Raw genomic sequence first — 11,946 nt, 5'->3', positions numbered from 1 at the left:
ACAGCAAACGAGACCTCGACCCATGATCATCTTCGGCTCACCACGGCGCTATCTGCAGGGACCCGACGCGCTTGCGCGGCTCGGCGAGGAGATCGCGCGTCTCGGCAAGACGGCGGCGCTGGTTGCGGACAGCCATGTGCTTGCCCTGGTGGGCCCACGCGTCAGGGAGAGCTGCGCGGCTGCCGGCGTCGGCCTGAGCGAGATCACCTTCGGCGGCGAGATCACCCATGCGGAGGTCGAGCGAATGGCCGGCCTGTGTGGCGCCAACCCACCCGAGGTCGTGATCGCGGCAGGCGGCGGCAAGACGATCGATGCCGGCAAGTTCCTGAGCGGCAAGATCAAGGCGAAGCTCGCGACCGTGCCGACGGTGGCCTCCAACGATTCCCCGACCAGCCACATCATCGTGGTCTATGACGAGAACCATAAGCTGACCGGTGTCGAGAAGCTCGCGGGAAACCCCGATCTCGTGCTGGTCGACACCTCAGTCATCGCCAAGGCGCCCGCGGCCCTGCTTTCTGCAGGTATCGGCGATGCCATCGTCAAGCGCTTCGAGGTCGAGCAATGCGTCGGCGTGAAAGGTAACAACGTGTTCGGCGGACGCTCGCCGCGTACCGCGCTGGCGCTCGCCCATGCCTGCTACGACACCGTGCGCGCCGACTCGGTCGCCGCGCTCGCGGCCGTCAAGCGTGGAGAGCCCGACGAGGCGCTGGAGCGACTGGTCGAGGCGACCGTGCTGATGAGCGGTCTTGCGTTCGAGAGCGGCGGCCTGTCGGTCTGCCACGCCATGACACGCGGGCTTTCGGCGGTGCCCGGCCCGGCCTCTGCGCTTCACGGCCATCAGGTCGCCTATGGCCTGCTCGTCCAGCTCGCTCTGGAGAAGCGTGACGCTGCCTTCATCGCCGATATCCGCGACTTCTTCGCTCAGGTCGGCCTGCCGCTGTCGCTCGCCGATCTCGGCTTCGCCGGTGGGGCTGACGAGATCGCGACCATTGCGGAGCTGACAGCGCAGGCGGCACATATGAAGCATTTCTCGCGATCGATCTCGGCTGCGGACCTTGTGGCCGCGATCGAGTCGGTCGAGGCCGCCACGCCCGCCAAGAAGGATGCCGCCGCATGAGCTCGCTCGCATTGCCGCCCAAACGCATCGCCGATTTCTCGCTTGACGGCCGCATCGCACTCGTTACCGGGGCAGGGCGCGGCATCGGCTTCTCGATCGCACGCGGCTTTGCCGAGGCGGGCGCGACCGTCGTGATCAACGACATCAACCCGGCAACCGCAGAAGCCGCCTGCGAGACCTTGCGCTCGCAGGGCTATAATGCCGAGCCGCAGGCCTTCGATGTCACCGACCATGCGGCTGGCGGAGCGGCTATCGACGCCATCGTCGAGCGTCACGGCAAGCTCGACATCCTCATGAACAATGCCGGCATCCTGATCCGCAAGCCGGTCGAAACCCATGACATGTCCGATTGGGACAAGGTCATCGCGATCAACCTGACCTCGCTCTATGCGCTCGCTCGCGAGGCGACGCGGCATATGCGCAAGGCTGGCTATGGCCGCATCATCAACACGGCCTCGCTGATGGGCATCTCGTCGCGGCCAGGCGTGATTTCCTATGTCGCCGCCAAGCACGGCGTCGTCGGCATAACCAGGGCGCTTGCCGCCGAACTCGGCATCCACGGCATCACTGTCAATGCGATCGGCCCGGGCTATATAGAGACCGAGATCAACAAGGCGACGCTCGCCGACGGCCGCTTCCATAAGCAGGTCGTCGACCGCACGCCGCTGGCGCGCTGGGCCTCGCCCGACGAGTTGGCTGGTCCCGCCGTGTTCCTGGCCTCGGCCGCCGCGGGCTTTGTCTCCGGCCATGTGCTGATGGTCGATGGCGGCATGTCGGCAACATTGTTCCAGCCGGAAGTGACCGATCTGGGGCTCGCGGCATGACGCAAAAGCCCGCCCTCGACAAAGCCACATCAAACGTCGCCGCGATGCCGGCCGTGACTGCGGTCGAGGCCATGCACTGCCGCATTCCCTTTCCGAGCCCGCTCCAGCTCGGCAAGGTGCATATGACGCATCGCGACTATGTGCTGGTGCGGGTCAGGCTTGCCGATGGCGGCACGGGTCATGCGGTGGGTTTCGAGCGCGGCATGCCTCTGCTCGATCTGGTCACGCGGGTCGCGCCACATTACGTCGGGCGCTCGCCGCAGATGCGCGCTTCGGCCCGGCAGGCGGCTGAATCGGCGACGCCGCCGGCGCGCGCCGTCCTGATGCGTGGCATAAGCCTGCTCGACATCGCGATGTGGGATGCGCTCGGACGCGGCAGCGATCTGCCGCTCTGGGCGTTGCTGGGCGGCGCGCGCAAGCGCGTGCCGGTGATGCCGGTTGTCGGGTATGGCGCCTCGCCCGATGCGGTCGCCACTCAATGCGCCGATCTGGCAGGGCGAGGCTTCCGGACCATCAAGGTCATGATCAACGGGACTGACCTCGTTGCCGATACGGCGTTGCTCAAGGCCGTGCGCGGTGCGATGCCCGATGATGTCGCCTTTGGCATCGATGCGCACTGGTCGTGGAAGACGATCTCCGACGCGCTGCCGACTTGCCGGCTGGCGCAGGATCTCGGCGCCGTCTTCATTGAGGACCCTTTCCTGCCGCAGCAATGGCGCAACGTCGCCGATCTGCAGGCGCAGATTCCGGTGCCGATCGCCGTCGGCGAGGATGTGATCGATCGTTATGGCTTCCGGGACCTGGCGGAATCCGCCCGCATCCTGCGCATCGATGCCTCCGTCAGCGGCGGGCTCACCGGCGCAATCGAAGCGCTGCATCTGGTGACGATCATGGACCGCGAGGTCATCCCGCACGTCTTTCCGACGATGCACGGCCAGCTCGCGGCCGCCTTCCCCGCGATCGCTTGCGTCGAGATGATCCTGCCCGAGGTCGGCGCCGACCCGATGGACCGGTTGCTCAGCGAGGCCGCGCAGATCGAGGATGGCGACCTGCTGGTGTCGGATGCGCCCGGCGCGGCGATCGCCTTCGACTGGGATCGCGCAGCGGCGTTCGCGTTGCGCAGCGAGCGGGTGGGGGCATGAGCATGACCGACACGATTCCCCGGCGCGCGGCCACTTCCCGCACGATCACCTTCGGGCATACCGGCTTCATTACGCCCGATATCGAGCGTTCGGTCGCCTTCTGGACGCAGGTTCTCGGCTTCCGGGCCGAGCCGATCGGCGAGCGCAGAGCGCCCTGGCTCGCCAGCTTCATCGGGGTGCCCGGCGCCCATATGCGGCTCGCCCATCTCTTCGGACATGGCGCGCATATCGAGTTCATCCAGTTCGTCTCGCCACCGGGCGAGGCGATCCGTCCCGCCGCCAACCAGCCGGGCGCCGCGCATGTCTGCCTGCGCGTCACAAGGCTGCCCGAGCTGCGTCAGGACATCCTCGATGCCGGTGGCGCGCTGCAAGGCGAGGTCAGCGAAATCACGGAGGGGATCGCGAGGGGACTGCGCGGCCTGTTCATGCGTGACCCCCACGGCATCCTGATAGAACTCGTCGAGATTCCCGAGGAGATCAGCGATGTTTGAGACGAAAACGCCGATGAAGCAGGTCGGCAAGGATAATCTGTCGGCGCGAATCTACGCCCAGATGCGTGGAGCGTTGATGGACGGGCAGTTCGAGCCGGGCGAGCGGGTCACCATCGCGGCGCTGGCTGCCCAGTTCGGTACCTCGATCACACCGGTGCGCGAGACGATCTTCCGCCTCGTCAGCGAGCACGCCCTGGAGATGCGCGCGGCGACCGCCGTGCACGTCCCCCATCTCGATCCCGCCCGGCTGCGCGAGGTGCAGCTGATCCGCGTCGAGCTGGAAGGCGCGGCGGCGGAGCGCGCGGCCCAGAAAATCACGGCCAAGCAACTGGCCGAACTGACCGCGATTCATGACCGTTTCCTCAAGGCGGCTGCGTCCGACCCGGCGGAAGCGAGCGTGCGCAACCGCGATTTCCATTTCGCCCTGCTGCGCGTCGCCGAATTGCCGATCCTCGAAAGCATCGTCGAGAACGCCTGGGTGTTGATGGGCCCGTTCCTGCGGCTGTTCCACGTCCATATCCCCAAGCGCCAGCTTTCGACCGAGGAGCACCTGCATCACGACATTCTGGAGGCGCTACGTCGCGGCGATGCCAAGGCGGCCCGCCAGGCGATCCAGGACGATATCCGGTGGGGCAATGTCCTGATCGACGCGCTGGAGCAGCAGAACGAGGAAAAACGGCTGGCCGCGCCCCGTCGCTGATAACGAAAAGAGCTGTCTTGTAAAATATCACGATATGTTTATGATCATTGGGGACGGGGCAGGGTTCAAAAAGTTTCGCAGCGGAGGAGAGCCAGGCGGCGCGCGCCGGAGATGATCCGGAGGGCATCAAAGCGAACCAGATGCTTCGCCTGACCTTTGCAGCAAGAGGACTGGCCCTTTGTCCAAGGCCGGAAATGACGGGTCGCGGGCTGAAGCCTCGTTCGTGGTCCAAGCGCATTCGACGTGAAGAGAGACAGGACACTGCGGCCGATCGCGCCGCGAAATGTATCCGCGACCCGGAAAACCGGGCGCTTTCGCCCTTCTGGGCTTTTCGGAGGAACGCCATGACCGGGATTTCAAGACGCACATTGCTGCAGGCTGCCTCGGGCGCCGCCGCGCTGAACGTGACGCGCAGTTTCGCGCAGACCAAGGAAACGCTGACCTTCGCAGCCGGCCTCTTCGCCGAGGCGGGCCGGGGCGACAAGACGCGCGCCTGGGTCGACAAGTTCAACAAGAGCCAGGATCGCTATGCCATCGAGCCGGTGGCGATCCCCTTCTCCAAGCTTGCGGACACCGTCTTCACTCAGATGGGCGGTGGCGGCGGGCCCGACCTGATCCGCTTCGACCAGACCGACTTCTTCGCCGCGGTGCCGGCCGGGCGGCTGTTCCCGGTCGATGACCTGCTCGACCTCTCGAAGTATAAATTCCAAGCCGCCGACAAGTTCGTCAAGGTCGACGGCAAGCGCATCGGCATCGCCTTCGAGACCGCGAATTACGCGATGCTCTACAACCCGGCCCTGCTGAAGGACGGCGCGCCGAAGGACTTCGATGCGTTCATCGCAGCCGCCAAGGAAGCGACCGGCAAGGGCAAATTCGGCTATGCCTATCGCGCGACGATGCCGGAGCGGGCCGGTTTCTGGTTCGACCTGTCGAACTATGTCTACGGTTTCGGCGGCCAATGGGGCGGCAATGGCGAGCCCACGCTGAACAGCCCCGAAGTGATCGAGGCGATCACCCAGTACAAGCGCGTCTACGATCTCGGCGTGATCCCGAAGGGTGCGGATGCCGCGACCTACCGGCGCATGTTCTGGGAGGGCAAGATCGCGATGAACGTCGACAATGGCGGCGTCGGCGGCATCTTCTCGGCCCAGGCGCCCGACTTCAAGTTCGACGCCGCGCCTTCGCCCTTCCCCAACAAGGCGCAGGGCATCACCTTGACCATGCTGGCGTTCAACGCGAATTCCAAGAAGAAGGCTGCCGCGGCTGCCTTCATCGAGTGGATGTTGCAGCCCGAGCCGCAGGCCGAACTCCAGCTCCTGCTCGGGGCCTCCAATGTCGCGACGCAGATCCCGCGCGCCGAGGAAGAGCTCAAGAAGTATCCGTGGGTGACGGCCTTCGACGCCAACACGCCCAATGGCCAGCCCTTCCTGGTGCGCTCGCTGGAGAGCAAGACGCTCGATTTCCAGCAGGTCGTCTGCGAGAACGTGCTGCGCTGCCTGATCGGCGGCGAGACGCCCAAGCAGGTCATGGCCGATGCGCAGGCCCAGGCGCTCAGCCGTATCCTGCGGCGCTGACATGACGGATGCCGCCCTGAGGCAATCGCCGCTGTCGCAATCCCCGAGCGCGCGGTCCGGAAGGACCGCGCGGCTCGATGGCAGCCCGTGGACGCCGTATCTGTTCGCCGCGCCCGTGGTGCTCTATCTCCTGCTCTTTCAGGGCTATCCGTTGTGGCGGGAGCTCATGCTGAGCTTCACGCAGACCTCGCTGCTGACACCGCAGATCTCGACATTCGTCGGCATGCGCAATTATGCCGAACTCGCGGCGCGGCCGGATTTCTGGCGCGTGATCGGCGTCACCGCGCTTTACACCGGGGTGTGCGTCATCGCGGCGATTGCGCTGGGACTGGGCGCCGCGCTGCTGCTCGACCGGCCCTTCCGGGGGCGGGGTATAGCGCGCGCATTGGTCACCATTCCCTGGGCGGCTCCGCCGGTGGCGGTCGCAACGATCTTCGCCTGGATGCTGAACGCGCAATACGGCATTCTCAACCACTGGATGAAGCTCCTCGATCTCGAGATCGGCTATGAGAGCTGGCTGGATAATCCCAGACTTGCCCTTCCGGCGATCCTGATCACCACGATCTGGCAGATCTTCCCGTTCTCCTCGGTCGTGCTGCTGGCCGCGCTGCAAGGCGTGTCCGAAGAGGTTCGCGAAGCCGCGCAGATCGACGGGGCCGACAAGCTCAGCATCTTCAAGGTCGCGGTCTGGCCGACGATCCGGCCGACGGTCGCCCTGCTTGCACTGTTCGTGACCATCTGGTCGCTGCGCCGCTTCGATCTGATCTGGGTGATGACGCAAGGCGGGCCGATCGGCGCGACCAAGACGCTCGTCATCGAACTCTACACCCGCGCCTTCGTCTCCCGCGAACTCGGCGAAGCCGCAGCCGTCGGCATGGTCGGGCTGACGATCGCTCTTGGTGTCACGCTGATCTATTTCTGGGTGACGCAGCGCGCCGAGCGAGCTGAGGGACGACGCTGATGACCAATCCCTCATCCCACGCAATTAGGATCGCACTGATCCTCATCCTGCTCAGCCTCGCGACCTTTCCGATCTACTGGATGGTCGTGACCTCGCTGACATCTTCGGCGAACCTCTTCGCCGATACGCCGCAGATGCTCCCCGATCCGGCGCAGAGCTTCAATTACGCCGACACCTTCAAGCATACCGGCGTGCTCGTCTGGCTGAAGAACAGCGCGATCGTTGCGATCGGCACGATGGTCCTGAGCATCCTGCTGGCGATCCTCCCGGCCTATGCGCTGTCGCGGTTCAAATTTCGCGGCAAGGGTGGCCTTGGTTTCGTGCTGTTTGCGACGCAGATGCTGCCGGAAGCCATGCTGGTGGTGCCGCTCTATGCGATCTTCACCAATCTGGCCCTGCTCAACACGCTGGGTGGGCTGATCCTCGCCAACACGGCCTTCACCGTGCCGGTCATCACCTGGATCCTCAAGGGCGCCATCGATGGCGTGCCGCTGGAGATCGAGGAGGCCGCGCGCGTCGATGGCTGCTCGCGGCTCGGCATCGTGCTGCAGGTCGTGGTGCCCGTCGTCGCGCCGACGCTGGCCGCAGCCTCGGTCATCGCCTTTTTCCATGGCTGGAACGAATACGTCTTCGCCCAGACCCTGGTCTCCAGCCAGGAACTGCGAACGGCTTCCGTCGGCCTCGCCAGCTTCGTCGGGGAACTCTCGACCCCGATCCACACCGTCATGGCCATCGGCGTGATGTACACGCTTCCGGCCGTCCTCTTCTACCTCATGGTCCAGCGCTATGTCGTGGCCGGCATGACCGCCGGCAGCGTCAAGGGCTGAGAAAGCGAAACCAACATGGCTTCGATCAAGCTCCAACATGTCGCCAAGCATTTCGGCACGAAGGTTGCGATTTCCGACGTCGATCTCGACGTCAACGATGGCGAATTCCTGGTCCTGCTCGGCCCCTCCGGCTGCGGCAAGTCGACTTTGCTGCGGATGCTCGCCGGGCTCGAGACGGTATCGAGCGGCGAAATCCATCTCAACGACCGGCGCGTCGATCAGTTGCCGCCGAGTGCGCGCGACATGGCCTTCGTCTTCCAGTCCTATGCGCTCTATCCGCATATGAGCGTGCGGCGGAACATCGCCTTCCCGCTGATCATGCGGCAGTTCAAATGGTGGTTCCATATTCCGTTGATCGGCGGCTGGGCCAAGCGCCGGATCGAGCGCTCGCCCGAGGTCGCCGATCTCGTCGAGAAAACCGCCAGGACGCTGTCGCTGACGGAGATGCTCGACCGCTACCCGCGCACCCTGTCGGGCGGGCAGCGTCAGCGCGTCGCGCTGGGCCGCGCCATGGTGCGCCAGCCCGAGGTCTTCCTGATGGACGAGCCCTTGTCCAACCTCGACGCCAAACTGCGAACCGCGATGCGCGCCGAGATCACCCGCCTGCATCAGCGCGTCGGCGGCACCTTCGTCTATGTGACGCATGATCAAGTCGAGGCGATGACGATGGGCACGCGCATCGCCCTGATGCGCGACGGCGTGGTTCAGCAATTCGGCACGCCGCGCGAAATCTACACCTCACCCGCCAACACCTATGTCGCGCGCTTCATCGGCACGCCGCCGATGAACCTGATCGAGGGTCGCGTCGAGGGGGGCATGATCAAGCTCGGCGAGGCCAGCCTGCCGATGCCGCATGGTCTTGCGGCGGCGGCGCATGCCGCTGGCGAACCGATCCTGCTCGGGATCAGGCCGAACGCCCTAACGTTGGGAGCCGCCGGAGCGCCCGGCCAACTCGCCGGGCAAGTCAGCCTCGCCGGGCAGGTGAGCCTGGTCGAGCATGTCGGAGCCGAATCCGTCGTCGCGGTGAAGCTCTCCCATGCCTCGACCGCCCATGACGAGGAAGGCGCGGTGCCGGGCGAGATCATGATCACGACCCAGGGCTATAGTGATCTCGAGCCCGGCGATCAGGTCTCCGTCGTCGCCGATCTGTCGGAGGCCGTTCTGTTTTCCCGCGCCACGGGCGAGCGGCTTCGTGCCGGCCTCGCTCTGGCAGCCTGACGACAAGGATCGTTCCCGATGAAAGGTGTCATCCTCCACGCGCCTCACGACCTCCGGATCGAGGACATCGCAGTGGTCGCTCCGCAGCGTTACCAGGTCCGGATCCGCATCGCCGCGGGCGGCATCTGCGGCTCGGACCTGCATTATTATCACCAAGGCGGTTTTGGAACCGTCCGGATCAAGCAGCCGATGGCGCTGGGTCACGAGATCGCTGGAGTCGTCGAGGAGATCGGCGAAGGTGTCTCGCATCTCGCGCCGGGCATGCGCGTGGCGGTCAATCCGAGCCAGCCCTGCAATGCCTGCCGCTATTGCCATGAAGGCATGCGGCACCAGTGCCTGAACATGCAGTTCATCGGCAGCGCGATGCGCTTTCCGCACGCACAGGGCGGCTTCCGCCAGAGCCTGACGGTCAACGCCTATCAGGCCGTTCCGGTCGGTGACAGCGTCAGCATGGGCGAGGCTGCGATGGCCGAACCCTTCGCCGTCTGCCTGCATGCGGCCAAACAGGCCGGCTCGCTCATCGGCAAGCGTGTGCTGGTGACCGGCTGCGGGCCGATCGGCGCGCTGTGTGTCGTCGTCGCGCGGCTCGGCGGCGCCAAAGAGATCGTCGTGACCGATGTCGCGACGGCGCCGCTCGCCTTGGCCCGCGAGCTCGGAGCCACCAGCACCATCAATGTAGCGAGCGATCCCGATGCGCTTGCCGGCTATGGCGTCGACAAGGGCAGCTTCGATGTTCTGTTCGAGGCTTCGGGGAACGGCCGCGCGCTCGCCGGCGCGCTTGACGCGATGCGGCCCGGCGGCGTCATCGTGCAGGTCGGGTTGGGCGGCGATATGAGCCTGCCGATGAACCTGATCGTCGCGAAGGAGCTCCGGCTCCATGGCACCTTCCGCTTCGATGCGGAGTTCCAGCTGGCGGTCGATCTGATGAGCGCTGGGCTCGTCGATCTCAAGCCACTGGTCAGTGCCACCTTGCCGTTCGACCGCGCGGTCGAAGCCTTCGAGCTTGCCGGCGACCGCTCGCGCGCAATGAAGGTGCAGCTGGCATTCTGACGAAAGGCTCCCGGACTCAAAGCGGCGCCCGGCGAGCCCGCGCTGGCCTGCTCCGCCGCGGCGGCTATTGGGCAGCGCCTGATGTGAACCAGTTCCAGGGCCATGACCGAGCGGGCGCTGCGGCAGGGACTTGCTCGGGCTGCGATCCGGCGGCTGCCATTTCAGGGATGGCGGCTTGTCGCTGCGCGGTTCGAGCCGCGCTCGCAGTGTCCAGGCATTGCGCCATTTCGGGCGTGCCCCATTTGTGCTTGGAGCACTGCTCCGTGCCGAGCGTCAGGTTCTGGCCGCCACCTCTGCTTTCAGGCGAGGAGCCGCAGGCGGCGAGAGGCAGGGCAATCAAAGCGACAAGTAAGCGCATGCTTTTCTCCGGATTCGACGAAGCCAAATCAAGCATGGCGAGAGGGGCGGGCGCTAGTCGGTCGTTGCGTCGCGCGGAAAACTCTCCGGCGTCGTAGAGCGGGCGCAGCTGGCGCGGCGCTCAAAACGGCATGCGCCGCAAAGCCTTCGGAGGCGCGCCTGACGTTCGGCTCCGGGTCTTTTCGCGCGTCGTCTCAGCGTTCGGCCGAGGCGGCCCAGATGTTCACGCCGGCTTCTCCGGCATATTGGTCGATGAGCGCGAGTTCCTCGGTGCTGAACGACGGTTTTTCGAGCGCTGCGACGCATTCGGTGACCTGTTCGGGCCGGCTTGCTCCGATCAGCGCGGAGGTGACGCGTCCGCCGCGCAGGGCCCAGGCGATCGCCATCTGGGCAAGGCTCTGGCCGCGCCCTGCCGCGATGTCGTTGAGCGCGGCTATGCGCCGGAGATTATCCTCGCTGAGGAAGCCCTGTCTGAACGATGGAGCCGTCGTCGCCCGGCTGCCCTCCGGCACGCCCTTGAGATATTTCGAGGTCAGCATGCCCTGGGCGAGCGGGGAGAAGACGATAGAGCCGATGCCCTCGCCGTCGAGCGTATCGAGCAGGCCGTCTTCCTCGATCCAGCGATTGAGCATCGAGTAGCTGGGCTGATGGATGAGGCAGGGCGTGCCCAGGCGCTGCAGGATAGCCGCCGCCTCGCGCGTCCGCTGCGAATTATAGGAGGAGAGGCCGACATAGAGCGCCTTGCCCTGACGCACGGCGGCATCGAGCGCGCCCATCGTCTCTTCGAGGGGCGTGTTGGGGTCGAAGCGATGCGAATAAAAAATATCGACATAGTCGAGCTTCAGCCGCTTCAGGCTCTGGTCCAGGCTGGAGAGCAGATATTTGCGGCTGCCCCATTCGCCGTAAGGGCCGGGCCACATCCGGTACCCGGCTTTCGTCGAGATCACGAGTTCGTGGCGGTGGGCGGCGAAGTCCTCTTGGAGGATCTTGCCGAAGGCCGTTTCGGCGGAGCCGGGCGGCGGGCCGTAGTTATTGGCCAGGTCGAAATGAGTGATGCCAAGATCGAAGGCGGTGCGGCAAATCCTGCGTCCGGTATCGGGCGCGGTCGTCTCGCCGAAATTGTGCCAGAGGCCGAGCGACAGCGCGGGCAGCATGAGCCCGCTACGTCCGCAGCGGTTATACTTCATGTGATCGTATCGGTTTTCGCTGATCATCTGCTCGCTCCACGCCGGGGCCTTCCCTCAGGCGTAGCGGCCCGGACAGGCGCCGGCAACGGGGCAGGCGGCGAGGCTCGCATGATGCCAGCGCAGGGGATACGGGCAGGGCGCGAATCTGCGGCCGGCCTCAGGCGTATTCGGGCCGGCGCGGCGTGAAGACATCAAGATTGATCACCGGCTCGTCGCCGACAACCTCGCCCCAATGCTCGACATTGGAGGGGATCACGATCAGCCCGCCGGGGCCGATCAGATGCTCCTCCCCGCCGACGAAGAAGCGGATGGTGCCGCTGACGATATAGGCGATCTGTTCGTGGGGGTGGCTGTGCGGCCTGGGCTCATGGCCCGGGATCAGGCGGTGCAGCGCCAATGTCGCCGCGCTGCCGGAGAACGCCTTGCGATCGACGCCCGGCCGCACCGGTGTCCACGGGATCTGGCTCCAGTCGATCTTGTGGATGTCCATGGCGAAGG

Annotated in this window: 12 protein-coding genes; 10 read left to right on the top strand and 2 right to left on the bottom strand. The window is 65.6% G+C overall.

Going from position 1 to position 11,946, the window contains the following annotated elements; translation table 11 throughout:
* The first annotated feature begins 22 nt into the window (after positions 1-22).
* The 10 genes from C4S73_RS11825 (at position 23) to C4S73_RS11780 (ending at position 9,904) form a co-directional block, all read left to right on the top strand.
* On the top strand, positions 23-1,117 hold the full coding sequence (locus C4S73_RS11825) for a glycerol dehydrogenase (protein WP_103872696.1): 1,095 nt from the start codon (positions 23-25) through the stop codon (positions 1,115-1,117).
* Complete coding sequence (locus tag C4S73_RS11820) at positions 1,114-1,941, top strand: SDR family NAD(P)-dependent oxidoreductase (protein ID WP_103872695.1); 828 nt, start codon at positions 1,114-1,116, stop codon at positions 1,939-1,941. The genes C4S73_RS11825 and C4S73_RS11820 overlap by 4 nt, the downstream gene beginning before the upstream one ends.
* Positions 1,938-3,083, top strand: coding sequence for a mandelate racemase/muconate lactonizing enzyme family protein (locus C4S73_RS11815; RefSeq protein ID WP_103872694.1), 1,146 nt, complete (start codon positions 1,938-1,940; stop codon positions 3,081-3,083). The genes C4S73_RS11820 and C4S73_RS11815 overlap by 4 nt, the downstream gene beginning before the upstream one ends.
* Before the next feature lie 2 nt (positions 3,084-3,085).
* Complete coding sequence (locus tag C4S73_RS11810) at positions 3,086-3,574, top strand: VOC family protein (RefSeq protein ID WP_160115748.1); 489 nt, start codon at positions 3,086-3,088, stop codon at positions 3,572-3,574.
* Complete coding sequence (locus C4S73_RS11805; protein WP_103872692.1) at positions 3,567-4,274, top strand: GntR family transcriptional regulator; 708 nt, start codon at positions 3,567-3,569, stop codon at positions 4,272-4,274. The genes C4S73_RS11810 and C4S73_RS11805 overlap by 8 nt, the downstream gene beginning before the upstream one ends.
* Before the next feature lie 344 nt (positions 4,275-4,618).
* Positions 4,619-5,848 carry an ABC transporter substrate-binding protein gene (locus C4S73_RS11800; RefSeq protein WP_103872691.1) on the top strand — a complete coding sequence of 410 codons (1,230 nt, stop codon included), beginning with the start codon at positions 4,619-4,621 and terminating at the stop codon, positions 5,846-5,848.
* A 1-nt stretch (position 5,849) separates the two neighbouring features.
* Positions 5,850-6,809, top strand: a complete 960-nt coding sequence (locus C4S73_RS11795) for a carbohydrate ABC transporter permease (protein ID WP_103872690.1) — start codon at positions 5,850-5,852, stop codon at positions 6,807-6,809.
* Positions 6,809-7,636 carry a carbohydrate ABC transporter permease gene (locus C4S73_RS11790; protein ID WP_103872689.1) on the top strand — a complete coding sequence of 276 codons (828 nt, stop codon included), beginning with the start codon at positions 6,809-6,811 and terminating at the stop codon, positions 7,634-7,636. Before C4S73_RS11795 ends, C4S73_RS11790 begins: the two co-directional genes overlap by 1 nt.
* 15 nt (positions 7,637-7,651) lie before the next feature.
* Positions 7,652-8,854, top strand: a complete 1,203-nt coding sequence (locus tag C4S73_RS11785) for an ABC transporter ATP-binding protein (protein ID WP_103872688.1) — start codon at positions 7,652-7,654, stop codon at positions 8,852-8,854.
* Between the two features lie 18 nt (positions 8,855-8,872).
* Positions 8,873-9,904 carry an L-idonate 5-dehydrogenase gene (locus tag C4S73_RS11780; protein WP_103872687.1) on the top strand — a complete coding sequence of 344 codons (1,032 nt, stop codon included), beginning with the start codon at positions 8,873-8,875 and terminating at the stop codon, positions 9,902-9,904.
* 551 nt (positions 9,905-10,455) lie between these two features.
* On the opposite strand, the gene mgrA is transcribed toward C4S73_RS11780, so the two are convergent.
* Together mgrA and C4S73_RS11770 are read right to left on the bottom strand one after the other, a co-directional pair.
* A complete protein-coding gene (mgrA, locus tag C4S73_RS11775) occupies positions 10,456-11,475 on the bottom strand; it encodes an L-glyceraldehyde 3-phosphate reductase (RefSeq protein WP_103872686.1) in 1,020 nt (339 codons plus the stop codon).
* 130 nt (positions 11,476-11,605) lie between these two features.
* Positions 11,606-11,938, bottom strand: a complete 333-nt coding sequence (locus tag C4S73_RS11770) for a cupin domain-containing protein (RefSeq protein WP_103872685.1) — start codon at positions 11,936-11,938, stop codon at positions 11,606-11,608.
* Positions 11,939-11,946 lie beyond the last annotated feature (8 nt).

This window comes from Allobosea lathyri (assembly GCF_900108245.1).
Classification (GTDB): Bacteria; Pseudomonadota; Alphaproteobacteria; order Rhizobiales; family Beijerinckiaceae; genus Allobosea; species Allobosea lathyri.
The sequence above is the reverse complement of the archived record's forward strand: the minus strand, read 5'-3'. Positions and strand labels throughout refer to the sequence as shown.